This window comes from Moraxella caviae (assembly GCF_002014985.1).
Taxonomy (GTDB): Bacteria; Pseudomonadota; Gammaproteobacteria; order Pseudomonadales; family Moraxellaceae; genus Moraxella; species Moraxella caviae.
On sequence record NZ_MUXU01000030.1, the window covers coordinates 1 to 780 of the forward strand.

2 protein-coding genes are annotated in these 780 nt (G+C 40.5%); both read left to right on the forward strand.

Annotation, left to right across the window (positions count from 1 at the left end):
- Positions 1 to 261 precede the first annotated feature (261 nt).
- Positions 262 to 420: a hypothetical protein gene (locus B0181_RS12060; protein WP_158078933.1), complete on the forward strand. Its 159-nt coding sequence runs from the start codon at positions 262 to 264 to the stop codon at positions 418 to 420.
- Positions 421 to 431: 11 nt separating this feature from the next.
- The gene (locus tag B0181_RS04625) at positions 432 to 722 is read left to right on the forward strand and encodes a hypothetical protein (protein WP_078276320.1); all 291 of its coding nucleotides are present in this window, start codon (positions 432 to 434) and stop codon (positions 720 to 722) included.
- Positions 723 to 780 lie beyond the last annotated feature (58 nt).

Consider the following 780-nt stretch of genomic DNA (forward strand, 5'->3'; position numbering starts at 1 on the left):
GGCGGGATTTTTATTTGTCTGCGAAATTGGAGAAATTGGATTGATGGTTGTGTGTAAAAAATGATTAACGCTAACGCATAGCAGGGGATTTGAGTATGTGGTTTTCTCCTCTTTATCTTTTATGCCCTATTATAAACACATCAACCAACAACGGAGCAACCATCATGAATACTTTAAAACATTTGCACGGCCATCATTGAAGAGTTATCCAACATTGGACCACAAAACAACATCGCATGGCATATCAAAGCTGCTGTGCGCATGGCTTATCTTAACATGCTTGCAGGTCTGATTGACAAGCTCGAATATGATTTTCATTTGGACAACGTGCCATACATCGAAGGCGTGTATCAAGGCGAAGAATTTGATACCATCGAAGGTCTTTATGAGATTTTGTTTGCAGATGGACGTGAAAGCTAAATGGTGGTATTATGATAGACATAAGCCAAATAAACTTAGAACAGCTGACCATTGACGAGCTTAATCGCATGAAAATGATTTTAGACATGAAAAAGGTTCAACAGGATATTGAACTTACACGCCAAACCGTAGAAGAAACCCGTGCAGCTGTAAATAAAATGCAAGCCGAAACTGAAAAAGCTAGAAAAGAGACTTCTTGGTTCCCTTGGGTACAAATTCTGACACTGCTAGCCACGCTTGTTACTGGTCTTTTGACTGGTGGTGTTGCCATGTACTTTTTAACCAAACTGATGCCAGTTTGACCCCACATTGCCACGCAAAGCCCTGCCTTACGGTGGGGTTTTTATTTGTCTTCTTGAA